This window comes from Streptomyces sp. R11 (assembly GCF_041051905.1).
GTDB lineage: Bacteria > Actinomycetota > Actinomycetes > Streptomycetales > Streptomycetaceae > Streptomyces.
Genome location: NZ_CP163432.1, coordinates 6,666,314 through 6,692,633, shown reverse-complemented (window position 1 = coordinate 6,692,633; position 26,320 = coordinate 6,666,314). Strand labels below are relative to the sequence as shown.

The 26,320-nt window shown below is 70.6% G+C and carries 18 protein-coding genes; 3 read left to right on the top strand and 15 right to left on the bottom strand.

What is annotated here, in order from left to right; translation table 11 throughout:
* Nucleotides 1-568 precede the first annotated feature (568 nt).
* The 7 genes from mycP (AB5J55_RS30925) to eccB all read right to left on the bottom strand — a co-directional run bounded on the left by mycP (AB5J55_RS30925) (nt 569) and on the right by eccB (nt 8,084).
* The gene (gene mycP / locus AB5J55_RS30925; RefSeq protein ID WP_369273763.1) at nt 569-1,873 is read right to left on the bottom strand and encodes a type VII secretion-associated serine protease mycosin; all 1,305 of its coding nucleotides are present in this window, start codon (nt 1,871-1,873) and stop codon (nt 569-571) included.
* A 124-nt stretch (nt 1,874-1,997) separates the two neighbouring features.
* Nucleotides 1,998-3,446, bottom strand: a complete 1,449-nt coding sequence (locus tag AB5J55_RS30920) for a hypothetical protein (protein WP_369273762.1) — start codon at nt 3,444-3,446, stop codon at nt 1,998-2,000.
* A 38-nt stretch (nt 3,447-3,484) separates the two neighbouring features.
* On the bottom strand, nt 3,485-3,802 hold the full coding sequence (locus AB5J55_RS30915; protein ID WP_369273761.1) for a hypothetical protein: 318 nt from the start codon (nt 3,800-3,802) through the stop codon (nt 3,485-3,487).
* An 88-nt stretch (nt 3,803-3,890) separates the two neighbouring features.
* Nucleotides 3,891-5,231, bottom strand: coding sequence for a type VII secretion-associated serine protease mycosin (gene mycP, locus AB5J55_RS30910; RefSeq protein WP_369273760.1), 1,341 nt, complete (start codon nt 5,229-5,231; stop codon nt 3,891-3,893).
* Nucleotides 5,232-5,477: 246 nt separating this feature from the next.
* On the bottom strand, nt 5,478-5,768 hold the full coding sequence (locus tag AB5J55_RS30905; protein WP_328422751.1) for a WXG100 family type VII secretion target: 291 nt from the start codon (nt 5,766-5,768) through the stop codon (nt 5,478-5,480).
* Nucleotides 5,769-5,850: 82 nt separating this feature from the next.
* Entirely contained in the window at nt 5,851-6,162 is a 312-nt protein-coding gene (locus AB5J55_RS30900) for a WXG100 family type VII secretion target (protein WP_328422753.1), read from the bottom strand.
* 338 nt (nt 6,163-6,500) lie between these two features.
* Nucleotides 6,501-8,084, bottom strand: coding sequence for a type VII secretion protein EccB (gene eccB, locus AB5J55_RS30895; RefSeq protein WP_369273759.1), 1,584 nt, complete (start codon nt 8,082-8,084; stop codon nt 6,501-6,503).
* A gap of 497 nt (nt 8,085-8,581) precedes the next feature.
* Between eccB and eccE the strand changes: the two genes are divergently transcribed.
* The 3 genes from eccE (at nt 8,582) to AB5J55_RS30880 (ending at nt 14,335) form a co-directional block, all read left to right on the top strand.
* Nucleotides 8,582-9,904 carry a type VII secretion protein EccE gene (gene eccE / locus AB5J55_RS30890; protein ID WP_369273758.1) on the top strand — a complete coding sequence of 441 codons (1,323 nt, stop codon included), beginning with the start codon at nt 8,582-8,584 and terminating at the stop codon, nt 9,902-9,904.
* The gene (locus AB5J55_RS30885) at nt 9,904-10,746 is read left to right on the top strand and encodes a hypothetical protein (protein ID WP_369273757.1); all 843 of its coding nucleotides are present in this window, start codon (nt 9,904-9,906) and stop codon (nt 10,744-10,746) included. Before eccE ends, AB5J55_RS30885 begins: the two co-directional genes overlap by 1 nt.
* A 253-nt stretch (nt 10,747-10,999) precedes the next feature.
* Nucleotides 11,000-14,335, top strand: a complete 3,336-nt coding sequence (locus tag AB5J55_RS30880; RefSeq protein WP_369273756.1) for an SCO5717 family growth-regulating ATPase — start codon at nt 11,000-11,002, stop codon at nt 14,333-14,335.
* 67 nt (nt 14,336-14,402) lie between these two features.
* Here AB5J55_RS30880 and AB5J55_RS30875 read toward each other — a convergent pair whose 3' ends face one another.
* The 8 genes from AB5J55_RS30875 to nusA form a co-directional block, all read right to left on the bottom strand.
* Nucleotides 14,403-15,350 (bottom strand): bifunctional riboflavin kinase/FAD synthetase, encoded by a 948-nt coding sequence (locus AB5J55_RS30875; protein WP_369273755.1) that lies wholly within the window; start codon nt 15,348-15,350, stop codon nt 14,403-14,405.
* Nucleotides 15,351-15,495: 145 nt separating this feature from the next.
* Nucleotides 15,496-19,332: a trypsin-like peptidase domain-containing protein gene (locus AB5J55_RS30870; RefSeq protein WP_369273754.1), complete on the bottom strand. Its 3,837-nt coding sequence runs from the start codon at nt 19,330-19,332 to the stop codon at nt 15,496-15,498.
* Between the two features lie 287 nt (nt 19,333-19,619).
* Nucleotides 19,620-20,525 (bottom strand): tRNA pseudouridine(55) synthase TruB, encoded by a 906-nt coding sequence (gene truB / locus AB5J55_RS30865; RefSeq protein WP_369273753.1) that lies wholly within the window; start codon nt 20,523-20,525, stop codon nt 19,620-19,622.
* Entirely contained in the window at nt 20,522-20,977 is a 456-nt protein-coding gene (gene rbfA, locus AB5J55_RS30860; protein ID WP_301996511.1) for a 30S ribosome-binding factor RbfA, read from the bottom strand. The genes truB and rbfA overlap by 4 nt, the downstream gene beginning before the upstream one ends.
* Nucleotides 20,978-21,027: 50 nt before the next feature.
* On the bottom strand, nt 21,028-21,324 hold the full coding sequence (locus AB5J55_RS30855) for a DUF503 domain-containing protein (protein WP_369276344.1): 297 nt from the start codon (nt 21,322-21,324) through the stop codon (nt 21,028-21,030).
* Between the two features lie 330 nt (nt 21,325-21,654).
* Nucleotides 21,655-24,786 carry a translation initiation factor IF-2 gene (infB, locus tag AB5J55_RS30850; RefSeq protein ID WP_369273752.1) on the bottom strand — a complete coding sequence of 1,044 codons (3,132 nt, stop codon included), beginning with the start codon at nt 24,784-24,786 and terminating at the stop codon, nt 21,655-21,657.
* Nucleotides 24,787-24,933: 147 nt separating this feature from the next.
* Nucleotides 24,934-25,230 carry a YlxR family protein gene (locus AB5J55_RS30845; RefSeq protein WP_369273751.1) on the bottom strand — a complete coding sequence of 99 codons (297 nt, stop codon included), beginning with the start codon at nt 25,228-25,230 and terminating at the stop codon, nt 24,934-24,936.
* Between the two features lie 102 nt (nt 25,231-25,332).
* Nucleotides 25,333-26,319, bottom strand: a complete 987-nt coding sequence (gene nusA, locus AB5J55_RS30840; protein ID WP_328422777.1) for a transcription termination factor NusA — start codon at nt 26,317-26,319, stop codon at nt 25,333-25,335.
* Nucleotide 26,320 lies beyond the last annotated feature (1 nt).

Genomic DNA, 26,320 nt, shown 5'->3' with positions numbered 1-26,320 from the left:
GGCGGGTAGGCCGGCTGCTGCGGCGGGTATCCCATGTGCTGGGGCGAAGCTCCGGCACCGTAATTCACCTGGCCGGGAGCCGAGTTGCGGCGACTGCGTAGCACTACGAAGACGACTATGGCGCCGACTACGGCTCCAAGGCCGAGAACGCCGACTACGACGACGATGGCACCCATCGATGGGAACCCCTTCTCCTACTTGACTTCCAGGTCACTGCGGAATCGACGTTCCTGCGAGACACAGCAGCAGCGTTCGGGCAGCGTGACCGCGCCCCAATTTTTTCAAAGCACGGTTGTCGTCACGGTACCCCAGCAACTTCACAAGGCCCGTGGGTGCCGATGAGCACCAGCGCCGTGAGCCATGCGAATTACCGGACGACATCGCATTTCTCGACGTCACCTCGCGTCGGCAACGGACCGAGAATTCGTATCCGAAAACTCCGGGTTTCACGTCTGTCCGATCCGGAGAGAATGAGGCCAGATCGTTTGGTTCCGCCTCTGTGGTAGGCGCACCCTTTCGCGTGAACCGGATGCGCCTCTAACTGCCACGGACGAGAAAGGCTTGCCCCTTAGCGCCCCTGCTGCGGGGGCTGCTGAGTGTACGGGCCGGGATGCTGCGGGGCCTGCCCCGGGGAGGCAGGGTATCCCTGGTTCGAAGCGGGACCCGGGTACGGCTGCTGGGCTGACGGGTAGCCGGGGTACTGCGACCCTCCGCCACCGGAACCGGGGCCTCCGTTGCCTCCGTTGCGACGGTTGCGGAGTACCACGAAGGCGATGGCGCCGATGACCACGACGACTGCGACGCCACCGGCGACAAGGAGGAGGCTGCTGGAGGAGGACTTCTTCTTCTTTTTGGCCTGCGTCGACTTGTCGGTCCCGTTGGCCGCCTCGCTGGAGGTCGAGGTGGAGGACGTGAGTTGGCCGAGAGGGTTCTTCTTGGGGCCGGCGGGGATGTCCATCGTGAGCGCCGAGTAGGGGCGAACGATCCCGTAGCCGTACTCCTCGTCAGGCGCCTTCAACCCCTTGTGGTGTGCGAAGGTGGCCGTCTTGATCAGGCGGTTGACTACTTGGCCGGCAGAGAGATCCGGGTACTTGGAGCGCACCAGGGCGGCAGCAGCGGATACGTAGGCGGTGGCATCTGAAGTACCGCTTCCCACTCCATAGCCGTTGGACATCGTCGGATTTGCACCAACGATTTCTGCACCAGGAGCCGTAAGCGTTAGCCCCTTCCCGGTATTCGAGTCCTCCCAGAGGTTGGCCTTTTCATCGATGGCACCAACAGAGATAATGCCAGGGAGTGCACCTGGCTCGCTCACGGTGGAAGAGCCATCATTGCCTGAGCCTGCCACGACTACCACGTCATGAGCCTGCGCATACGCGATCGCGTCACGACCGGCACTCAGAGTCTTACCGCCGTCGTTTGCAATGGAGAGGTTGATTACCTTTGCGCCATGATCCACTGCGTATCGAACAGCGGCCCCCCACGTCTCATCAAGGTTCCTATCAGAATTCGTTTGAAGCGTACGCAAGGGTAGAATCTTGGCCTTCGGTGCGAGCCCGATCACACCAGAGGAATTTCCGGCACCATGACCATGGCCTGCGATAAGACTTGCCATTTTTGTTCCGTGGCCAAGGATGTCCTCTTGGGCGTTCCCTCCATCGGTAAAGTCCTTACCTTCAAGGACCTGACCGGTCAGATCAGGATGGCCACCATCCACTCCAGAGTCGACAACAGCAACTGTTACGCCAGCCCCCTCGGACTCAGCCCAAACGTCCTCTGCTGCGAACGCGTTCAAGGCCCACTGCTGATCTCTGACGTAGTCAGCGAAGGCCACTGGCGCCGAAGTGAGGAGCAAGGCTCCCGTCAACGCCACGACTCCTGTCGTGGACCAGACTCGATTGAAACCCAATTCCTTGCTCCTCACTCAGCGTTGGCTGGGTGCGCCAGCCTTCATCTGTGGGGCAGACGACGACTATCCGTCCGTCCCGCTCGCGTGCTTACTCGATGGTCCGCGGTACGTTCCGGTTGCGGTCCTCTTCCGAGATCCAGGTCTCTTCGTCCTCGACCAGGTAGTCGGGACGGTCGCCCCTGCCGTTCTCATCCTCGGATCGTCGGCTATTACGGCCGCCCATTCCGCCGGCTCCGCCCGCCATGGCGCCACGCTGGGTTCCACCACGGCTGCCATGTAGGCCTGCACCGCCACCGGCACCCTTGCCAGTGACCCCCTTGGCCGCGCCGACCACACCGCCGCGGGACCTCGCCAGGGCGCCACGACCGCCAGCGCCTGCTCCGCCTCGGCCGGCGCCCGCGCCTGCGCCGCCCCCCATGCCACCCATGCCTGCGCGGCCTCCGGCACCACGGCCTGCTGCCGCACCGCCACCGGCCACACCTCCGCGGCCGCCTGCAACGCCGATACCGCCGCGCCCGGCCGTACCGCGTCCGACGCCAGCCCCTCCGCCAGGGGCCACGAAGCCCGAGCCCTGAGGCCCGCCGGTCCCGACACCGCCCCCACCGACACTGGGGCTACCAGTCCCAGTGCCAGCACCGGGCCCGGTCAGCCCGGGAGAGATGCTATCCACCTTCGTCTTGGAGGTCGGGAGTTGCGCGCCTCCGGTGATGCCTTGATCACGGGGCACGTTCGGTGCTGGCTTGACACTCGTGGTCGGGCCTGCGCTCCACGGCTTACTAGCTGAACCCGAGGCTCCGGGTCGAGACGCACCGGCACCGGAGGGGACAACCGGCGGCGGGTATTCCACATCGCGAGTTGGCTCCTTGACGGTGCCATCGGGATTTTCGACCACCCGATTCCGCTGTAGGTTCCCCGAGATGCGCATGTACTGAGCACCGAGGTTCTCCATAACAGCGACACCATTGAGCTGGGCTTCTCGGCTTGCCCCGATCTTGCCCTCGTTGATTTCCGCTACTTCTTTAGCGGTCAGCTTCCGGTCCTGGAGATCGCTGGCGACTGCTTCACCATTGTCCCATTTCCAGTCACTGAGAGCGTCACCGACCTTGGCCCAGCCGCTGGGCTCTTCGATTTCATCCAGCTGCGCCTTAAACCTGCGCAGCTGCGAACCCGCGTCAGTCATCTGGGAGCCGTTCAGATCGGCATGCCAGGCTGCATTCCTGATGCTCTGGGAGATTTCCCGGGCCTTCTTCTCAAAACTCCGGGCAGCTTCCCCTTCCCAATGCTCAAGGACATTGTCGACTGCCTTGTCGAGCAGCCCGGCGATACCGCCACCCTCGCCACCGGAAAGAAGCTCGTTGACCTTGCCCCAGTGGCGGCCGACCTCCTCGATCGCCCCGGGGTTGGTGCCCTCAAGCATCTGCTTGAGTTCCTTCAACGAGTAGTCGATGAACTGGGTCTTGGTCTGAGGACGCCCAGGGTCCGCAACGCACGTGTCATTCACGATCTCAGGCTTCGGCAGATCTTTGTCACCGGCCATTTTGAACTCCTCCCTCTAATAGGTGATTCTCGATCGGACTACTTTGCATACGAGCCGTTCGAGCCCCCCGTGTCACCACCCATTTGGTTCTTGTTCGCGTACTCCTGCTCGGTGTACTTGTCCTTGACCTTGGAGGTGCTCGTGCCGAACCTGTCGATTAGACCATGCAGGCTCTTGATTACGTTCTCAAGATCGGTCTTCATGGTCTTGTGCGCTTGCTGCAGGTCGCCAGCCTCCAAGAACAGGCACGAGTTCCCGAACGCATCCATCGGGATCTCCGTGTTATACCGCGACGTCTGCCCGGCCTTATCCATATCGTCCAGCAACGTCCAGAGCTTCCGGATGACCTCATCCATCGCGCTCAGGTCAACCCGCATCCCGTTACTCATACCCCGTTGTCCTCTCCCCTGTTCCTCAAGTTGTCAGCACCCACTCGGTGCCCAGTCATCGCCCAAGTCGGCCGGTGGACGCATCGGCCCGGCCGACCCTCCGACTACGCCAGTCCCGCACAGCAACCCCGCTCCCCGCAACCACCAGCGCAAGAGCCAGCCCCGTGCCCAACACATAGATGGCTACCCGGCGTTCCCGCTCCGCCTCGGTCTCCCCCATGGTCACTGCCATGGGGATGACTCCGCCCGAACCTGCCTTCACCGGCGGATCCGGGGTCGGGGACGTACCCGGTGTCGATGTCTCCGACAACGCGGCTACCGGATCGACCACTCCCCAGCCGATGAACTGGTTGGGACCCCGCCCCGGACGCTGAGCCGTTTGCTCGATGCGGGTGGCGATCTGGGCCGCGTTCCAGTCCGGGTACTTCTGCTTCAGGAGGGCCGCGACGCCCGCGACGTACGGGGCTGCGAAGCTCGTGCCGTCGGCCGTGCACTGGCCGCCCTCCGGAACCGTGGAGACCATGCCGACGCCAGGTGCCGCGACGTCTACCATGTCGCCCGCCTGTGAGAAGAAGGCGCGTTCGTCGTTGCGGTCGGAGGCTGCCACCGCCAGGACGCCCGGGTAGGCGGCCGGGTAGGTGTTCGCGAACTTGCCGTCGGCTCCGTCATTGCCGGCGGCAGCGACGATCAAGGCTCCGGCGTTCACCGCGTTGGCCACGGCTCGCCGCAGACCCTCGTTGTCTTCCTTGTTCGCGGTGTCCGAGGAGATGTTGATGATCTTCGCGCCCGCAGCCACCGCGGCAGCGATCGCCTGGGACATCGTCCCCGAGTTGCCCTGCTTCTCCCCCTCTCCGCCCGTGTAGCGGTAGGAGAGGATCTCGGCGTCCGGCGCGATACCCACAAAGCCCGTGCCTTTGAGCGGGCGGGCACCGATGATGCCGGCGACCCGGGTGCCGTGGCCCTCGATGTCCTTGGTGGCGGAACCGCCGACGTAGGACTTACCGCCTGATACGGCACCGCTCAGTTGCTTGTTCGAGCTGTCGACGCCCGTATCGATCACCGCAACCTTGACGCCCTTGCCCGTCGCCTGTTCCCACAGCTGGTCCAAAAGGATCCGCTGGAGTGACCAGGGCGTGGACTTGATGACGTTGCCGCCGAAGACGCATTCCGTGCTGGCCGACAGGCCGAACTCGGGGGCGTCGGAGGAGCCGGAGCCGCCCGAGGCGGAGTCACCCGAGTCCGCGAGCAGGGTGGGCGTCGTCGTGTCCGTCGATGCCGGCAGGGCGGCCGGCGCCGACGCCACGCAGATCCCCGTCACCGCGAGCACGCCGAGAACCCGCTGCAGTGCGCGGGTTCCACTGTTGCGGCTACGCGTGCGGACTGTGCGGCCCGCCACGTTCAGGCCCCTCATGTTCAGGCCCCCAGGGCTTCCTTGCTTCCTTCGAAGCTGGGTCATGTGTGTGTCACGGGTGTTGCGGTGAGTGTGAATGTTCGCGGGATTTGCCATGTGCTCATCCGAAGCGGATCCGTCCGGTTCCGGAGAAGCTGTGTACGACCCCGAAGCAGAGGTCGGCCCAGCGAACGCCGTGGCGTCGGCTGGGCCGATTCTCTTCATCTCATGCCCCTTGGGCCGCCGCCGGGCTCAGCCCCACGTGTTGGCGTTGCTCTTCTCAGTGGCCTGGTAGCTCTCGGCGGCGCTCTGCAGGGCCGTCGAGATCTTCAGCAGGGTCGCGTGCAGGTCCTGGGCGGTCTTGTCCCACTCGCGCTGCTTGCGCTGGTAGCCCTCCTGCGCCTCACCTTCCCAGGTGCTGGCGACACGCTTGACCGCGGCCTCGAGGTCGTCGAGCTGCTGCTTGATGCGACCGGCGGTGGACTTCACGTCGGTGGACGCATTGGTGATGGTTGCGTAATTGACGAGGATCGACATCGTCATTCCCTTTCAGGAAGAATCGGAGGAAGTCTGTGGAGTCTTGAACAGCAGAAACAGCAGAGATATACCGACTGAAACGGCTCTATCAGCCGAAGTCGGACATGATCTTGCTGATCTCCGCGTTCTGCTGCTCTTCCGAGGCGGAGTAGTTGCTCCGCGTGGAGTCCACGGCTTCCTTGATGTCGTTGAGGATGTCGCTCATCCTCTTCGCGTCCGCGTTCCAACGATCCTGCAGCTGGCGGTAGGACTGGGCCGCCTGGCCCTTCCAGCCGCCGGCGATCTGGTCGATCACTCCGTTGAGGCGGCGGATCTCGCCCTGCAGCTGACCGTTCGCGGTGCTGATGTCGCCGGAGAGCTTGGTGAGTTCGTCCTCTGTTACCCGGAACTGGCCGGCCATGATGAACCTTCCCCCATGTCGTCGTTATCCGGGAAACCAGCACGGGTACCCGGAGGAGCTTCGCACGCTTGAGCGCTGCAAACACTCTATCGTCAGCCTGTCACTCAACCACAGGCAAGACCAATCAGTTACACGGCTCACACACTTGGGCGATCATCTCGTGACCGTCACGCCGTCTTACTGTCAAGTGCTGTTGCCCGCTTGCCCGTTGGCCGACCGCCAGCTCGGGTCGCCCGCAGCGAGGCCGCCCGGGGCCCCAGCAGACGGCGCCCCCGAGCCGCCTCCCGACCCGGCGGAACGGAAGGGGTCCCGGACCCCGGGACCCCACCACCATCACGTCACTGACTCTGCGGCTGCGCCGCACTCCCCGTGTCCAGCATCGGCCCCTTCGGGATGAACGTCGCCCACGTCTGCGGCACGATCGCCATGTTGGCGGAGACGTCCTCGTAGCCCAGCCGCGTCCGCGCCTTGTCCGTCTCGCTCGCGTCGCCCTGCGACGTCCCGCTCGCGGCCGACGCGGCGGAACCGCTGCCGCTTTCCTTCGCGCCGCTGTCGTTGTTCGCCGGCAGGGAATAGCGAAGGCCGGTGTCCGTCAGCAGGTACACCCTGCCGCCACCGCCCTCCGCACCGGCGATCTCGCGGAAGAGCAGGCCTGAGCCGGACGAGACGTAGGCACCCAGCGAGTCGGCGATGACCTTCTTCGGGTACGCCGTTCCGGCCCAGGCCGCGAGTTGCGGCTTCTTGTCCGCGCCGATGCCGCCCTTGTAGACGCTGCACGAGGTGGTGCGGGCCTCGCCGCTCGCCGCGTCGGTGGAGTTGGCCTGCGCCAGAACGGTCTGGGGCCAGCCCTTGTCCTGGTAGAAGGTGTCCGCCCGGCCGCCGTTGGCGTCGATGATGTCCGAGGTGCTGACCACGATGTCCTCGCGGGCGTCCGCCCCGGTCGCCAGCTTGAGCAGGTCGGCCACGAGAGGCGTGATGGCCGCGATCTCGTCCTTGAGGACGACGTAGTACCGCTCGCCTCCCGCGTCGTTCGCCTTGAGCACGCTGCCCACCGTGCTCGCCTCCGCGGGAAGCCCCTGGACCGTGGTGTCCGAGCCGGCCTCAGGGACCGTCGGGAAGGTGAGGACACCGCCGTTGTTGAAGGTGCGCAGCCACTCCTGGCTCACCGACTGCGGCTCGGCCTCACCACCGATGACGGCGGCGCGCAGCTTCTCCATGGTGGTGACGTCGAGGTCCGGGCGCCCCAGCAGGAAGCGGGTTCCCTTGCCGTCGATCAGGTATTCCTGCTTGGTCTTGGAGTCGACGACGTACAGGGCCTTCCTCGTGCCGACCTTCCCCGCGTTGTTGACCGACTTGGCGTCGTCCTTGTCGAGGACGAAGACTGCGCGGTCGATGGCGTTGGCCGACCCCGGAGCCGGCCGCTCGCACACCGCCCAGGTCTTCTCCTCCTCGGCGTCGCCCTTGGCGGGCAGCCGGTCGGGGGCGTACGGGATGCCCAGGGTCGCGCCGTGCGGGATGCCGCTCTTGTCGATCTCCTTGCCGGGGACCTCGATGACGCTGCCCTTGCCCTTGTCGAGCAGGAGCTTGGCGGACGCGTAGTTGAGGACCGGGTGCAGCGTCTTGGTCTTGTCGCCGTTCGACGCCTCGTCGTTGAGGATGACGTAGCGCGTCGTGGAGTCGCTGTCGACGATGATGTACTCGCCCGGCGTGTCCCAGCCCTTGGGTGCCGCGGGCTTGATCACGCCCCACGCGATGAAGCCGATGACCAGCACCACGCCCACCGCGAGACTGGGCATCACGGTACGAACGGGACGCGGCGCGCCCTCTTCGGATCCGCCCGGCGACGGCGCCAGGAACGCTGCGACGGTGCGCTTGCGAGCGAACGTGTAGGCGGCGAGCTCATCCCGACGCTGCTTTGCCATGGTCCCCGTTTCTCCCGTTTGTGATGCTCGATCGTGATGTGAGACTCGATCGCGGTTGTGTGCTCAAGCGCGTTGGTGACGCCCGATCGAGCATTGGTGATGCTCGATCGCGCTCGAAAGGCCGGTCCCACAAGGCCGGTTCGGCCGTCTTGCAAGGCCGATTCGGCCGCCTCGCAAGGCCCGTTCAGCCACGCAGGCACCCGCGCAGGCACCTACTATGCCTTGCGCCACGCGGCCACGATCCATCAGGTACGCGGCCGCCCCCGCATCTTCACAGAGCTTCACCACAGCGCTCCACCATGCGGGGCCGGTCCATGACAGGGTGACCACCTGGGGTTTGGGTGTCCCCTGTGTCGCCTGGTGTTGTGCAGCGGGTACCGTGAGCCACCCGCATGGATGTTGTGGGCCATCGGTGCCCCTGGCCCGTCGCGGGGATCCCGGACAGCGGATCCCGCCCGACCGACGGCCACTACTTCGCGAAAGGGATGTCCCGGGGGATGAGCAGCGCTACGAGCACTCGGCGCGGACGCCGCGCACCGCAGCAACAGGGAGGTCCGGGCGGCAGACGTACGTCCGCCGCTCCGGCCGCGCCCGTCGCCGCATCGCCGCGCACGCTGCCCCGCCCCGGCGGCCTCGGTCCGGTACGGCTGCAGCAGCTCATCCTGGTGGAGCTCGCGGCGGCGGTCATGGTGGCCGCCTGGGCCGCCGACGCGTCCTGGCTGCTGGCCCCGGCAGGTGCCGTGGCGGCGCTGTTGCTGCTCCTGGCCGTACTGCGCCGGGGCCGCCGTCCGCTGCCCGAGTGGTACGAGACGACACGCGCGCTCAGGCAGCGTCGACGCGACGCCAAGCAGCCCGTGCCGCCCGGCACGGACGCGATGCTGGCGCCGGTCGTGGAGTGCGACCCCGCCCTGCGGACGTACTCGTTCGTGTCCCGTGACGACCGCTCGATCGGCATGATCGGCGACGGGACCTTCCTGACCGCCGTCCTCTTCGTGCAGCCGGCCGACGAGCCGCTGCGCCCCGCCGCCGCCGGACGGCAGTTGCCGCTGCGGCTGATCCAGGACGCCCTGGAGGTCGACGGGATCCGGCTCGCCTCCGTGCAGGTCGTGCAGCACACCCAGCCGGCGCCCGCGCCGCACCTGCCGCAGCAGTCGCTCGCCGCGCGCTCCTACGGCCCGCTCCAGGCGCAGGCCGGCTCCCCCGCGCTCCGGCTCACCTGGGTCGCCCTCAAGCTCGACCCGGAGCTGTGCCCGGAGGCCGTTCAGGCCCGCGGCGACGGTGTCCCCGGTGCGCAGCGCGCGCTGCTGCGCGTGGCGGACCAGCTGGCGAGCCGGCTGGCCGGGGCCGGCTTCAAGGCGACGATCCTGGACGAGACCGAGCTGGTGCAGGCGCTCGCGACGTCCAGCTGCCTGAACCCGCGCGCCAACGCGCAGCACGGGCAGGACGGCCGGGCTCCCCAGCGCCGTACGGTCGAGGCGGTCCGCACCTGGCGGGTCGACGACCGGTGGCACACCACGTACTGGGTGTCCCGCTGGCCGCAGTTGGGCAACGGTGGCGTGGCGCTGCCCGAGCTGGTCACGCGGCTCACCTCGCTGCCCCTGCTCGCCACGACGTTCAGCATGACCCTGAGCAAGGCCGGCAACCGCGGCGTCTCCCTCACCGGGCACGTCCGTGTCACCGCCCGTGGTGACAGTGAACTCGGTCAGGTGGGACGGGAGTTGGAGCGGGCCGCGAGTACCGCGAAGGTCGGTCTGGTCCGTCTCGACCGGGAGCAGGTTCCCGGAGCCCTCGCCACTCTGCCGCTCGGAGGTACGTACTGATGTCCCACCCCGCGACCATGCCCCCGGGGCAGCAGGGCCGGGCCCCCGGGCGCACTCCGGCACACGTGGCCTCCCCCACCGACACCGGCATGATCCCGATCATCCGGCAGCCGGAGACACAGCAGCAGCAGCAACGGCGCATCATCAGCCCCGGCTTCGGGCTGCGCGGGCCGCGCCGCAACCGCCATGTCGTCAGCGCGGACGAACTCGCCGCGATCAGCATGCCGCTCGGTGACGACGGCGTGATCATCGGCACCGACCCGGAGTCGCAGCCGGCCGTGCTCGGGCTGTCCCGCCCCACCCCCTTCGACGTCGTGCTAGTGGGTGGCCTGTGGCTCGCCCAGGTGCTGGCGCTGCGCGCCGCGGCGACGGGTGCGCGGGTGGGCGTCGAGACCGGACGTCCGCAGGCCTGGCAGCAGTTGGCCCAGGCGGCCGGCGGCGGCCAGCAATGCGTGACGGTGTACCCGGTGGGCCGGGTGCCCGCGCAGGGTCCGTCCGTGTCCAGTCCGGTCGTGTTGTTCCGGGACTGCGGTATCCGCCCGCCGCGCGGTCGGGTGACGTCCGTGCCGTGGCAGGCCGTCGTGACGGTACTGCCCTTCGTCAGCGAGCACGCGCCGCGCTGGCTGTCCCAGGCCCATCTGGTCGGGATCCAGCGCATCTCGCCGTACGAGACCGAGGCCGTGCGGGACACCCTGGGCATCCCGGAGGACCAGCTCCAGCACCTGCCGACCCTGCACGACGGCGTCGCTCTGTGGTGCACTCGTAAGCACCAGAAGTTCGTCATGACCGACCCCACCGACGCGGAGACGGGCCTGCTCGGCGTGGCCCGCCGTATGGACTGACAGGTCGTCGTCCCCTGGGCGGGGCCCAACAAGGCCAAGCCCAGGGGGGTTTCCGTCCGCACCCATGAGGCTCTTCCGCCCACGCACCCGGAGCTATAGCGTCCGCGCCCATGGGGGCTTTTCCGTCCCGCCATGCGAGTGATTAGGCTTCTGGTGGTGCGGTGACGATCGCAGTCGAGTGGGACTCGCCACTCGGTCCGCCCGGCCGCGACGACGACCAGCTCAGCAGCAGTGGCTGACCAGGAGGCAAGCAGTGAACAGGGATCGGTCCGAGTACAACGGCGGGAGCCCTTCCTCGGACGGGGACGATCACGAGGTGGATCTCACCGGCGAGTTCGAAATCGTCTACACACCTCCCGCCTGGTACGCCCAAAGTACGCAAAGCGGTTCCTCGGCGGGTGGCCAGCAGGATTCCGGTCCGCCATCGCCACCACCGCCGACCGGTGCGCCCGTCGGGTCGCCCACCGGCCCGCCCGGCGGTCCCGCTCCCTACGCTCCCGGACCGGCGCAGCCACCGGCCCAGGGCATCCCTCAGCCGCCCGCGCAGCCGGCCCAGCCCGCCCAGCAGACTCCGGCTCAGGGCACGCCCAACGCGCCCCAGCAGGGCGGCCCCGCCACGGGTGGCTACGGCTTTCCGCAGCAGCAGTCCGCGCCGGGTGGCCCCGCGGGCGGCGGATACGGCTATCCCCAGCAGACGGGCGCCGGTGCCCCCCAGCAGGGCCAGGGCCAGGACACCTCGGGTGGCTTCGGCGTTCCGCAGCAGCAGTCCGCGCCGGGTGGCCCCGCGGGCGGCGGATACGGCTATCCCCAGCAGACGGGCGCCGGTGCCCCCCAGCAGGGTCAAGGCCAGGACAGGTCCGGCGGGTTCGGCGTACCCCAGCAGGGCCAGGGCCAAGACACCTCCGGTGGATTCGGCGTACCCCAGCAGGGCCAGAGCCAGGACACCTCCGGCGGCTACGGCGTTCCCCAACAGCACACGCCTGCCCAGCCCCCCGCCACACCTCAGCCCCAGACGCCTGCCCAGCCTCCCGTCGCGCCCCAACAGCACACGCCCGCCCCACCTCCCGGCGCCCCCGGCTTCCCTGTGCTGCGCCCGATCGACACCGACGCCCAGGGCGGACCGTCCTCGACGGCCACCCCGGCGGCAGGCGTCCCGGCGGCGCCCGCACCCGAGCAGCCTGCCCCCGCACAGCCGGTGGCGGAGCCCGTGGCTGAGCCGGAGGTCGAGCTCAACCATGCCGCCGCCGACGCCGAGGCCGCGCGCCTGTTCGGCGATGCCGACGACGACGTAGAGGCGGACGAGGAGCGGAGCGACGAGGTGGAGTCGGCCGACTCCGCCGGATCCGCGCCCGCAGCGGAGGGCGACGAGCCGGAGCGCCACGTCCAGGCCGACGCCGACTCCCCCGCCCAGGCCGCGCCGCAGAACGAGTCCCCGGCCACCCCGGAAGCGGAGCCGGACGCAGAGGTTGAGGTCCCGCCCGCCGCGCCCGCGCCCACTGCTCCCGCACAGCCGCCCGCGGCCCAGGCACCGCAGCCCCAGGCACAGCCGGCCGGCCGGACCCCCATGCCGCCGCAGGCCCAGCCCACCGGCCAGGCCCCGGAGCAGCCGCAGGCCCAGCCCCACCCCAACCAGGCGCTCCCCCCGCTGCCCCAGGGCTTCACGCCGGCGCAACCGGCCCAGGGAATGCCGCCGCAGGCCGGACAGCCCGACCAGCAGGCCGCCGCCGCTGCCCAGGCCGCCGGTTACGGCTACCCGCAGCAGGCCCCGCACCCCGGCCAGCCGCTCCCGGACCAGGCCGGCCACCCTGGCCACCCCGGTCAGCCCGGCCACCCGGGTCAGCCTCCGCACCAGCCCCCCGCCCAGGGCTCGTTCGGCCCGGCTCAGCCCCAGGTCCAGCCCGGATACCCGGCGCAGGCCGGACAGCCCGTCCCCGCCGACCCGCGGCAGGCGCACCAGCCCGGACAGCCTCAGCCCGGACACCCGCAGGCCGCCGGTTACGGCTACCCGCAGCAGGCCCCGCACGCCGGCCAGCCACAGGCGGGCCAGCCGCAGCCCGCGCAGCCCCAGCCCCAGCCCCAGCCCCAGCCGACGCACCCCCAGGCCGACGGATACGGCTACCCGCAGCACCCCGCTCAGCCCGGCTACGGCTACCCGCCCCAGCAAGGCGGCTACGGCTACCCGCAGGCAGCCCAGCCCCAGCAGCCCGCGCCGCAGCAGCCCGCACCCCAGCAGCCCGCACCCCAGCAGCAGCCCCCTGCCCAGCCCCAGCAGCAGGCCCCGCAGCAGCCGCAACCGCAGCCGCAGCAGAACCCCGCCGCCTACGGCCAGCCGGGCAACCAGGGCAACCAGGGCTGGAGCGCCCCGCCCGGACCTCAGGCCGGCCCCGGCGCTCCCCAGCAGCAGCAAGCCGCGCCCGGCACCCCGCTCGGCTACAACGCCGCCGTGGAGCTGTCCTCCGACCGGCTGCTGCGCAACCAGCCCAAGGCGCGCAAGAACAACCAGGGCCCGTCCCGCTTCAAGCTCGGCGCCAAGAAGGAGCAGGCGGAGCGGGAGCGGAAGCTGGGTCTGATCCGTACGCCGGTGATGTCCTGCTACCGGATCGCGGTCATCAGCCTCAAGGGCGGCGTCGGCAAGACCACGACGACCATGTCGCTGGGCGCGACCCTCGCCACCGAGCGTCAGGACAAGATCCTGGCGATCGACGCCAACCCGGACGCCGGCACCCTCGGCCGCCGGGTGCGGCGCGAGACGGGCGCGACGATCCGTGACCTGGTGCAGGCGATCCCGCAGCTCAACAGCTACATGGACATCCGCCGCTTCACCTCGCAGGCGCCCTCGGGTCTCGAGATCATCGCCAATGACGTGGACCCGGCGGTCTCGACCACCTTCAACGACCAGGACTACCGCAGCGCGCTCGACGTGCTGGGCCGCCAGTACCCGATCATCCTCACGGACTCCGGTACCGGTCTGCTCTACAGCGCCATGCGCGGTGTGCTGGACCTCGCCGACCAGCTCATCATCATCTCCACCCCGTCGGTGGACGGAGCGAGCAGCGCCTCGACGACCCTCGACTGGCTGTCGGCGAACGGCTTCGCCGACCTCGTCCAGCGTTCGGTCACCGTGATCTCCGGGGTCCGCGAGACGGGCAAGATGATCAAGGTGGAGGACATCGTCGCGCACTTCGAGACCCGCTGCCGCGGTGTCGTCGTGATCCCCTTCGACGAGCACCTCTCGGCGGGCGCCGAGGTGGACCTCGACATGATGCGTCCCAAGACCCGCGAGGCCTACTTCGACCTCGCCGCGCTCATCGCCGAGGACATCGCGCGCACGCAGCAGGGCTTCGGCAACCCGAACATGCAGTACCAGCAGCACCCGCAGCAGGGCGGCTACGCTCACCCGCAGCAGCAGCCCCAGCAGCCGTACCCCCAGCAGGGCGGCGCCCCGCAGCCGGGTCAGGGCTGGGGGCAGCCCCCGCAGCAGCCCGCGCCGGACCAGGGCTGGCAACAGCAGGCGCCGCCGCCGCAGGATCCGCAGCAGGGCCAGCATCCGCAGCAGGGCGCCGTACCGCCCGGCTGGACGCAGCAGTAGCCCCTGCACAACCAAGGGCGGCCGGTACCCCTGAGGTACCGGCCGCCCTTCGGCGTCGTAGGAGTGGCTACTCGGCGGCCGCCACCAGCTCACGGCAGCGCTTGACGTCCTGGGCCATCTGCTCCAGCAGGCCCTCCAGCGACTCGAACTTCGCCTGGCCGCGGACGAAGGCGAGGAAGTCGACGGCGACGTGCAGGCCGTACAGGTCCAGGCCCACGCGGTCGATCGCGTACGCCTCCACCGTGCGCTCGGTGCCGTCGAACTGCGGGTTCGTGCCCACGGAGATCGCCGCCGGCATCACCTCGCCCTGGGCGTGCAGCCAGCCGGCGTAGACGCCGTCGGCGGGGATGGCGGTGTGCGGCAGGGTCTCCACGTTGGCGGTGGGGAAGCCCAGCTCCCGCCCCCGCTGCGCCCCGCGCACGACCACGCCCTCGACACGGTGCGGGCGGCCCAGGATCTCCGCGGCGCCCTCGACGTCGCCCTGGGCGACCAGGCGCCGGGTCAGGGTGGAGGAGAAGGGCTCGCCGCCGCCGGCCTCGCCGGTCACGTACAGGTCGACGACCTCGACCTCGTAGTCGTAGATCTTGCCCTGCTCGGCGAGGAACTCGACGTTGCCCGCTGCGCGGTGCCCGAAGCGGAAGTTCGGGCCTTCGACGACCGCCTTGGCGTGCAGCTTGTCGACCAGGACCTTGACGACGAAGTCGGCCGGCGACAGCTTCGAGAACTCGGTCGTGAAGGGGAGGATCAGCACCGCGTCCACGCCCAGCTCGGCCATGAGGTCGGCGCGCCGGTGGTGCGGGGCGAGCAGGGGCGGGTGGCTGCCGGGGCGGACGACCTCACTGGGGTGCGGGTCGAAGGTGACGACGACCGCGGGGACGCCCAGCTCACGCGCGCGGTCCACGGCATGCCGGATGATCAGCTGGTGCCCGCGGTGGACTCCGTCGTAGGAGCCGATGGTGACGACGCTGCGCCCCCAGTCCTGGGGGATGTCCTCCAAGCCACGCCAGCGCTGCACTGTGCCTGCTCCTTGTCGCAAAGTCGTCGAACCGGTGTCCGTCTTCGCTCATACGGTCTTACGCAGGTCTAAGGGTGCCATGCCGGGCCCCTCTGGCCCGCATCGGCATGGGTGCTGTGACCGGGTGCACGTGACAACCCGGGATTCATGCGGGGACTCGGACGCCGGCCAGGTTCTCGATCATCCGGCGGGTGCTCGGGCCCACCACCGCCGCCCAGTCCTGTGGGGTGTCGCTCAGCCAGGCGGCGACCTGGGCGGCGAAGCCGGGGACGCGGCGGCCCAGGTCGACCAGGCCGCGGTCGAAGCGGGCCGCGCCGTCCTGGGTGCGGACCAGGAGCATGCCGATGTGGTGGACGAGGTCGCGCAGGCCGCCGCCCGGGCGGTGGCCACCGCACCGGACGGCGGCGTGCAGGAGGGCGTCGAGTACGGCCGGGGCGTATTCGTTGGCGAGGAGGAAATCCAGGAGCTCGCGCCGCGCTGTCCCGGAGTCGGGCGTACCGGGAGTGGCGAGTACGGCGGCCAGGGCGACCCGCACCTGTTCCGTGCCGCCGTCCAGCAGGCCGGTGACCAGCGGGAAGAGGACGGCGTGGGCACTGGGGCCGTGGTCGAGGCGCCGGTCGACGTACGCGGCCACGTCCGCGGCGGTCTCGGGGCACCGCTGTACCGCCTCCCGTACGAGGGCGGCGACCCGGCGCGCGAGGCCGGGCGTGGTGACGTCGGCCAGGGTGCGCAGCGCCTCTCCGGCATCGGGCCGGCTCAGCCGCGCCCGGAAGGCTTCGAGGACCTGGTCGGGGTGGGTCCCGAGGGCGGCGACGAGGGCGCCCGGCGGGAACTGCGGGTCGGATGCCACGAAGTGCGCCAGCGCCTGCGGGAGATGGAGGCCACGTGTGCGGGGGTCGAGTACGAGGACGGCGAGCGCCCCGCCGTGCAGAGTGCAGTCGTCGGGCCGGGCGAGCAGGGCGAGGGCGGCGTAGCGGAGCAACTCGCGGTCGGCCTCGGTGCGCACGTGCGGCGCGACGCGCAGTCCGTACGCCGCCGCCGCGACGCGTCGCCCGGGCCGCTCGTCGTGCGCCCAGCGGTCGACGGCCCGGCAGATCGCGGACGGTTCCTCCTCGGACAGGACGGCGAGGAGTTCGTCGGCCTTGCGGTGCGCGCTGTCCACGAGCGATTCGGTGAGGTCGTCGAGGGCGCGGTGGCGGTGCGTGTGCAGCAGGGCCTGGGCGGCGTGCGCGACGGTCGCATGCGGGGTCGCGGGCAGCGGACGGTCGTCGTCGAACCAGCGGGTGAGGTGAGGCTGTACGGCGGCGGGGTCGGCGGCGAGGAGCCGTGCCACCGCGTCCAGGTACCGGGGGTGCCGGGCCTGCCCGGGGTTCAGGGCCTCCTCGGCGTCGCTCAGCGGGCCGTCGGCGAGGACGAGGCGGCGCAACAGGTCGAGGCGCTCCTCGTCCGGGAGCGGCAGCGCCGTCCAGAAGTCGGGTCCGAACCCGGGCGGTGCGCCGCTGTCGTGACCGCGCCGGGCGACGATCCGGTCGGTGATCAGGCGCAGTACGCCCTGGTACGGCGTCGCGTCCGGGACGCGCAGCAGGGTCTCGGTGATGAGCCGGGCGGCCCACCAGCAGTGCCCGTCGGCGTCCAGCGCATCGGTCAACTCCTCCAGCCGGAGGGCGAGTTGACGGTGCCCGTGATGCCGTGGGAGCAGCAGGAGGGCTTGGACGACGGGGCCGATGCGGTGGTGCGGTACGGGGAGGGGGTGCGCGGCGTCGGGGTCGGTCCGGCTTCGGTGGACCAGGGCGTACAGAGCCTCGTCCAGATCGAGGTGCATGCCCTGGATCCAGTCGGCGACCTCCTCGTGGGCGAAGCGGTAGCCGTTGCCTGCCGGGACGAGGAGGCCTTCGGTGAGGACGGCGGAGGCCCAGCCGGTGGCGCCGCCGAGCCGCGCGGGGGCGGGTCCCCAGGGGAACACCGCCTCGAACGACTCCCGGTCCAGCTCCCCCTGGCCCGGTCCGAGGCTGCGGCGGGCGGCCTCGTGGACCTGGCCGGAGACCTTGGCGGCAAGGCGGCGTACGGCGGTGCCGCGCAGGCCGTTCCCGGCGGCGAGGCGGACGGCGATGCGCAGGCACATGAGGTCGAGATGGGCGGAGAGGACGTCGTCGCGGTCGACCGGGACGGTGGCGGCGTCGGGCAGAGCGGCGCGCACCTCGGACAAGAGCCGGAGGGTCAGGGGGTGTCGGGCATCGGGTTCTGCGAGGACGCCGTCCGGGATGCCGTAGCCGGCGCGGGCCAGCTGGGCCTCGTCAGGGTCGAGGTCGTCGAGCCGCACGCAGGGCGGAAACCGCCCGGAGCTCCCGCGCTCCGACCGCTCACCAAAGCCGTACAGCAGCTCCTCCGGGAACTCGGCGCCCGCCCCCTCCCAGTACTCCGCCCTGCACGCCACCACCAGCCGCGCCCCCGTCTCCCGCAGCCACTCCGCCGTGCCCTCGGTCCACTCCGTGAGGGCATGGGCCAGGACGGGGGGCATCTCCTCCGGGCCGTCCAGGAGGAGCAGGAGGGGCCGGCCGGTGGCGCGGGCGAGGTGGGCCAGCCGTTCGGGGCTCGTGTCGCCCAGGGTGCTGGGGTCGGCGGAGTACTGGCCCGGGGCGTGCCCCGACACCGATCCCGATACCGATCCCGATACCGATACCGATGCCGATGCCGATGCCGATGCCGATGCCGCCACGATGCGAGCCGCCCGGTTCAGTGCTCGCCGCGCCGCGTCGGCCACCGAGGTGTCGTCGTCCCTCAGGTCGGCGCCGCGCAGCCACAGCGTGGGAGCCGGTTGCGGACCGCGGCTGCGGCGGGCGGCCAGGGCCGCGAGTTCCGTCGTACGGCCGGTGCCGGGACGCCCGACCAGGCCCAGTACGGAGGCCCGGCTCGCGGCGAAGGCGCTGAACTCCCCCGCCACCGATGCCCGTTCGACCGGAGCCCCCGCTCCCGCTCCCCCGGCGTCGTCCCGGCCCACATGGCCCGCCAGCGCCCCAGGCGGACCGTCCTGCCCGACCGATGTGGCCGTCAGTTCCAGTACGCCCGCCAGATTGAGGTCGGCCCCGTACGCCGGCACCGTCGCCGCGTTCTCGGCGAGCAGCTCGGCCAGCGGGCCGTCGGACGGGGGTCCGGTCTCCCCTGCCCGCGCGCGGCCGAGAGCCTGTGGAAGCAGCGGCACCGCGAAGACGGCGTCACGGTGGCCGGACTGCAGTGCCGTGCCGAGGACGCCCACGACGGCGCCGGTGCCGGCGTCGAGCACGGGTCCCCCGGCCGCCCCTCCACCCAGCCGCAGCGCGTCCCGGCCGGCCGTGCCGATCGCCAACTCCAGGGCGCCGTCGAGGAGATGCAGGCGGTCCGTCGCCGGGTACGTCACTGCCGCCGCGCCCAGCACCCGGGCCTCCCGCCATCCGCCGGCCGCGATGCGGACGTACGCGCCGGTCTCGATCCGCTCCCGCCCGGCCACCGGCAACGGCTCCACGCCCAGGCCCTCGGTGCGGACGAGAGCCAGGCCCAGGGCCGGCAGCCGGGTCACCGCGGTCGCGTCCACCACACAGCTTCGGCCGCACGCGGCGGCGTACAGGACCAGTCCGGACAGCCCGTCGACGACCTCATGGCTGGTGACGACCGTGCCGTGTTGGTCGGCCACGAAGCCGAGGCCGCGGGGCCGACCGGCCGGGTCGTGAATGCGGACCAGGGCCTCGTCACGGGGACGGGCGCCCAACCCGTCGCCATCCGGGCGTTCGCCGGCGCAGGACCCGCCCGCGTCCGGGCCTTGTGTGCCGGCGTCCGTCTCGGTCAGGCCGATGCCGGGCAGGTCGTCGGTGGTGCTCCACGGACCCGATGCCGCCCCCAGGTCCCGAACGCCCCGCATGGCATCGCGCGTACCCCACGCGTCTCCCGCCGTCCGCGTCCCCTCCGGCATCCGGCGGTCGCCGCCCGCCCCCGGGCCTCGTCCCGCCATCGTCGAACCTCCCCGCCGTGCGTCCACACGCCCATACGCCCTCGCCCTGTTTTTTCGACGGTAGGCGCGAAGTGATCAGCGGGAAAGATCGCTCGGCGAACGCGCCCCCTTCCGCTCCCTCGGTTCACTCCGAGCGCCTGCACGGACGGGTGAACAGGCGGGGGTCGTTGGATACACCCTAGGGGTGGGGGAACCGAGGGGGACCGTGGAGCGGCGGGCAGAGGACTACCCCGTGACCGCCGCTCCACGGGCAGACAGCGGCGAGCGGCGCCCGTGGGCCCGGTGCCTCAGCCGAAGACGGCCAGGCTCTTGGCCTTGCCCTTGTGCTGCTCCACGAGCGCGAGGAAACGGCCCTCGGGGGCGAAGACGGCCACGGGGCCGGCGCTCGCGTACTCGTCGGGCATGTCGAGGCGCACCCCGTTCGTCAGCAGCCGGGCACGGTGGGCGTCGACGTCCCAGCGCGGGAAGGCGGCCGTGGCGGCCTCGGCGATCGGCATCACCGTCAGCTCCTGCTGCAGCTGCTCCAGCGTCCTGGCGGAGTCCAGCTTGTACGGGCCGACGCGGGTGCGGCGCAGCGCCGTGAGGTGGCCGCCGACGCCCAGGTCGGCGCCGAGGTCGCGGGCCAGGGCGCGGATGTAGGTGCCGGAGGAGCAGACCACCGACACGACCAGGTCGAGGACGGCGGTGCCGTCGTCGGCGACGGCTTCACGCACGTCGTGGACCGAGAAGGACGAGACGGTGACCGGCCGCGCCGGGATCTCGAAGTCCTCGCCGTCACGCGCCCGCTTGTAGGAGCGCACGCCGTCGATCTTGATGGCGCTGACCTTCGAGGGGACCTGCATGATGTCGCCGGTCAGCTTGGCGATCCCGGCGTCGATGGCCTCGCGGGTGACCTTCGAGGCGTCGGCCGACGCCGTGATCTCGCCCTCGGCGTCGTCGGTGATCGTGGTCTGGCCGAGACGGACGGTGCCGAGGTACTCCTTCTCGGTCAGGGCCAGATGACCGAGCAGCTTGGTCGCCTTCTCGACGCCGAGGACGAGGACGCCCGTCGCCATGGGGTCGAGGGTGCCGGCATGCCCGACGCGGCGGGTGCGGGCGATGCCGCGCATCTTGGCGACCACGTCGTGCGAAGTGAAGCCCGACGGCTTGTCGACGATGACAAGGCCGTCGGGCGTGGTGTGCTTCTGCGTCATTCCGCGGTGTCGCCGTCCGTCTCGTCCTCGGCACCCGGCTTGCGGTACGGGTCCGCCTCACCGGCGTACTTCGCGCCCGCGGACACCTCACGCACCTTCTCGTCGGACTGCCGGGCCTTGTCGAGGAGGTCCTCGATGGTCCGGGCGGTGTCCGGAAGGGCGTCGGCGACGAAGGTGAGGGTCGGCGTGAACTTCACGCCCGCAGCCGCCCCGACGGCCGAGCGGAGCACGCCCTTGGCGCTCTCCAGTCCGGCAGCCGCGGCCTTGCGCTCCTCGTCGTCCCCGTACACGGTGTAGAAGACGGTCGCCTCCCGCAGGTCACCCGTGACGCGGGTGTCCGTGATGGTGACGTGCGAGCCGAGCCGCGGGTCCTTGATCCCGCGCTGCAGCTTCTGGGCCACCACCTCTCGGATGAGGTCCGCCAGCTTTTTCGCCCGCGCGTTGTCGGCCACTGGTCCGTCTCCCGTTCTTTCTTTCTTCTGCGTTCTTTGGCTTGTGGTCGTCAGTCGTCGTGGTCGCCGTGGAACCGCCGCCGTACCGACAGCAGTTCCACCTCCGGACGGCCGGCGACCAGCCGTTCACACCGGTCCAGTACGTCGGTGAGGTGCCCGGCGTCGCCGGACACCACGGCGAGGCCGATCCCGGCCCGCCGGTAGAGGTCCATGTGGTCCACCTCGGCCGCGCTCACCGCGTACTTGCGCTGGAGTTCGGCGACGATCGGGCGGACGACGGAGCGCTTCTCCTTCAGCGACCGTACGTCGCCGAGGAGGAGGTCGAAGGACAGCGTCCCCACATACATGTGCAACCGGTTCACCCGCCGGTGCGGGATCGATGGCCCTGCCATCCGTGGGGCAGGGACATCAGAACCGTACAACGAAGGGGCCGGGACGATCGACGGATATTACGCTCCGTAGACCGTCGCGCCGCCCCCAAGCCGGTCGGGCGCATTCCGCTGCGGTTCGCCGGCGCCTGAAAGGGGCCCGGAGAACTGCGCGACCAGCCACGATGGTGCCGCACACGAACGACGGCATATCGCGGCACTTCCAGCGAAGCGCTTGGGTGCCGGTCGGCAAACGGCGCGCTGGCCGACGGAACCGAAGTCCCGCCGGCCAGCACAAACCGTCGGCTGTTACGCCCGCGGCTTCTCGCGCATCTCGTACGTCGCGATGACGTCGTCGACCTTGATGTCGTTGAAGTTGCCGAGGTTGATACCGCCCTCGAACCCTTCGCGGATCTCGGTGACGTCGTCCTTGAAGCGACGCAGACCGGAGATGTTGAGGTTCTCCGCGATGACCTTGCCGTCGCGGACGAGGCGCGCCTTGGTGTTGCGCTTGACCTCGCCCGAGCGGACCAGGACACCGGCGATGTTGCCCAGCTTGGACGACTTGAAGACCTCGCGGATCTCCGCCGTGCCGAGCTCGACCTCCTCGTACTCCGGCTTGAGCATGCCCTTGAGGGCCGCCTCGATCTCCTCGATGGCCTGGTAGATCACCGAGTAGTACCGGACGTCGACGCCCTCGCGCTCCGCCATCTGCGCCGCGCGGCCCGCAGCGCGGACGTTGAAGCCGATGACGATGGCGTCGGAGCCGGTCGCCAGGTCGATGTCGGACTCGGTGACCGCACCCACACCGCGGTGCAGGACGCGGATGTCGACCTCTTCGCCGACGTCGAGCTGGAGCAGCGAGGACTCGAGAGCCTCCACCGAACCGGACGCGTCGCCCTTGATGATGAGGTTGAGTTCCTGCACCAGACCGGCCTTGAGGGCCTCGTCCAGGTTCTCCAGGGAGAACCGGACACCCCGGCGGGCGAAGTTGGCGTTGCGCTCGCGCGCCGCGCGCTTCTCGGCGATCTGACGCGCCGTGCGGTCCTCGTCGACGACCAGGAAGTTGTCGCCGGCACCCGGGACGTTGGTGAGACCCAGGACCAGGACGGGGGTCGACGGACCCGCTTCCTCGACGTTGTTGCCGTTGTCGTCGAGCATCGCCCGGACACGGCCGTACGCGTCGCCGACGACCATCGTGTCGCCGATGCGCAGCGTGCCGCGCTGGACCAGGACCGTCGAGACGGCACCGCGACCGCGGTCGAGGTGGGACTCGATCGCAATACCCTGCGCGTCCTGCTCCGGGTTGGCCCGCAGGTCGAGCGAGGCGTCCGCGGTGAGGACCACGGCCTCCAGCAGGCTCTCGATGTTGAGGCCCTGCTTGGCGGAGATGTCGACGAACATCGTGTCGCCGCCGTACTCCTCGGCCACCAGGCCGTACTCGGTCAGCTGACCGCGCACCTTGGTCGGGTCCGCACCCTCGACGTCGATCTTGTTGACCGCGACGACGATCGGGACGTCGGCCGCCTTGGCGTGGTTGAGCGCCTCGACCGTCTGCGGCATGACGCCGTCGTTGGCCGCGACGACCAGGATCGCGATGTCGGTCGACTTGGCACCACGGGCACGCATGGCGGTGAACGCCTCGTGACCCGGGGTGTCGATGAAGGTGATCCTGCGCTCTTCGTCGTTGACCTGGGTGGCGACCTGGTACGCACCGATGTGCTGCGTGATACCGCCGGCCTCGCCCGCGACGACGTTCGTCTTGCGGATGGTGTCCAGCAGTCGGGTCTTACCGTGGTCGACGTGACCCATGACGGTCACGACCGGCGGACGCGGCATGAGGAATTCCTCGCCGCCCTCGTCCTCGCCGAACTCGATGTCGAAGGACTCGAGCAGCTCGCGGTCCTCCTCCTCCGGGCTGACGATCTCGACGACGTAGTTCATCTCGCCGGCGAGCAGCTGGAGGGTCTCGTCGGAGACGGACTGCGTGGCAGTGACCATCTCGCCGAGGTTCATCATCACGGCGACGAGCGACGCCGGGTTGGCGTTGATCTTCTCCGCGAAGTCGGTGAGGGACGCACCGCGCGACAGGCGGACGGTCTGTCCGTTGCCGCGAGGCAGCATCACGCCGCCGACCGACGGGGCCTGCATGGCCTCGTACTCCTGGCGCCTCTGCCGCTTCGACTTACGGCCACGACGGGCGGGACCGCCGGGACGGCCGAAGGCACCCTGCGTGCCACCACGGCCACCGGGACCGCCGGGACGGCCACCGAAGCCGGGACGGCCACCGCCGCCACCGCCGGGACCACCGGGACGACCGGCGAAACCGCCACCGCCGCCACCGGGACCGCCGGGACGACCGGCGAAGCCGCCGCCACCGCCGCCACCGGGACGACCGGCGAAGCCGCCGCCGCCACCCGGGCGACCGCCGCCGCCACCGGGACGACCGCCGCCACCGGGACCACGGCCACCGGGGCCACCGCCGCCGGGACGCGGGCCGGCAGCGGGACGCTGCGGCATCATGCCGGGGTTCGGACGCGGGCCGCCGGGGCCGCCGCCACCGGGACGCGGGCCGCCGGAGCCGCCGGGACGCGGGCCGCCGCCCTGCGGACGGGGCATGCCGCCCGGCGAGGGACGGGCGCCGCCCGGAGCCTGGGGACGGGGACCGCCCTGGCCCTGGCCCTGCGGACGCGGGGCACCGCCGGGGGCACCCGGGCCGCCCGGACGCGGGGCGCCGCCCGGCCGGGGCGCCTGCGGGCGCGCCATGCCAGTGGAGCCACCAGAGGTGAACGGGTTGTTGCCCGGACGGGGACCGGCCGGACGACCGCCGGGACGCTGGGCGCCGCCACCCGGACGCGGAGCGCCTGGACGGTCGCCGCGGTCACCGCGGCCCTGGCCACCCTGGCCGGGGCCACCGGGACGGGGAGCGCCGGGACGCGGCGCCTGGCCGGCCGGACGCTGGGCGCCCGGACGCGGGGCGGAGCCCTGACCCTGACCCTGGCCCTGAGAGGCCGCGGGGGCGGCGGGAGCCGCCGGAGGTGCCGTGAACTCGGGCGTGGTCGGAGCCGGGGACGCCGGGGCAGGCCGCGGCGCGGGCTTCGGGCCCGGGGTGGGACGGGGGCCGGGAGCGGCCGGCGCGGCGGGAGCCGCGGGCTTCTCGGCGGCGGCCGGCTTGGGGGCCGGAGGGCGCGGGGCTGCCGGACGGGCGGCCTGCGCGGGAGAGGGGGCTGCCGGCTTCGCCGGGGCAGCCTTGCGGGCGGGGGCGGGCTTGCCGCCTCCGTTGCCCTGCTGGAGGGCGTCCGTCAGTTTGCGGACAACGGGCGCTTCGATGGTCGAAGACGCCGAACGGACGAATTCACCGAGTTCTTGGAGCTTGGCCATGACGACCTTGCTCTCAACCCCGAACTCCTTGGCGAGTTCGTATACCCGGACCTTAGCCACTTCGCTCCTTTTAGGTCCGGGTTGCGTCCGGACCGTCGCTACTTCATGGGCGTACTCATCGCGTGCTCATCGAGTGCTCATCGCAATCTCGACCTACTTCCAACTCGCGGGGTACCAGGGCCGCGCGGGGGTTCCGCGCGACGCTTCTTACGGTGTTGCCTGCTCAGCAACTGTTGTCTGCTCGACGTACTGGCGCAACGCCTTTGTGTCGAGCGCTCCCGGGGCGCGCAACGCCCGCGTGAACGCCCGGCGGCGCACCGCCTGGTCGAGACAGACCAGAGCGGGGTGTACATACGCACCCCGGCCGGGCAGCGTACCGCGAGGATCAGGGACGCACTCGCCCTTGATCGCCACGATCCGCAGCAGATCAGCCTTGGCCGCTCGCTCCCGGCACCCCACACAGGTGCGTTCAGGGCATGCGCGGACGCGTGTCCGGCCAGACACTCCTAAGTCTACCTCCCCGTAGCGACCTCACCCCTTTGGGGCAGGATTCGAACAGTTGCCGCGCGATAACGTGACGTGATCTGAGCGACCTGCGGCCTGGATCTATTCCCCGGCCTGCTCGGTGTCCGGCCGGATGTCGATCCGCCAGCCGGTCAGCCGGGCCGCGAGCCGGGCATTCTGCCCTTCCTTGCCGATCGCCAGTGACAGCTGGTAGTCGGGCACCGTCACGCGCGCGGAGCGGGCCGCCATGTCCACGACCTCCACCTTGGAGACCCGGGCCGGGGACAGCGCGTTCGCCACCATCTCGGCCGGGTCGTCCGACCAGTCGACGATGTCGATCTTCTCGCCGTTCAGCTCGCCCATGACATTGCGCACCCGGCCGCCCATGGGGCCGATGCAGGCACCCTTGGCGTTCAGACCGCTGCGGGTGGACCGGACGGCGATCTTCGTGCGGTGACCGGCCTCGCGGGCGATGGCGGCGATCTCGACGGATCCGTCGGCGATCTCCGGCACCTCCAGGGCGAAGAGCTTCTTCACCAGGTTCGGGTGCGTGCGCGAGAGGGTCACGGACGGGCCGCGGACGCCCTTCGCCACTCGTACGACGTACGACCGGATGCGCATGCCGTGCGGATACGTCTCGCCCGGGACCTGCTCCTGCACCGGCAGGATGGCCTCCAGCTTGCCGATGTCCACGAGGACGTTCTTGGGGTCGCGGCCCTGCTGGACCACGCCGGTGACGATGTCGCCCTCGCGGCCGGCGTACTCGCCGAGCGTCGCGTCGTCCTCGGCGTCGCGCAGCCGCTGCAGGATGACCTGCTTGGCGGTGGTGGCGGCGATACGGCCGAAGCCGGACGGGGTGTCGTCGAACTCGCGGGCCTCCTGGCCCTCCTCGAGGTCCTCGGGGTCCTCCTTCGCCCACACGGTCACGTGGCCGGTCTCCCGGTTCAGCTCCACGCGCGCATGGCGGCGGCTTCCCTCGGTGCGGTGGTAGGCGATGAGGAGGGCCGACTCGATCGCCTCGACCAGCAGGTCGAAGGAGATCTCCTTCTCCCGTACCAAGCCCCGCAGGGCGCTCATGTCGATGTCCACG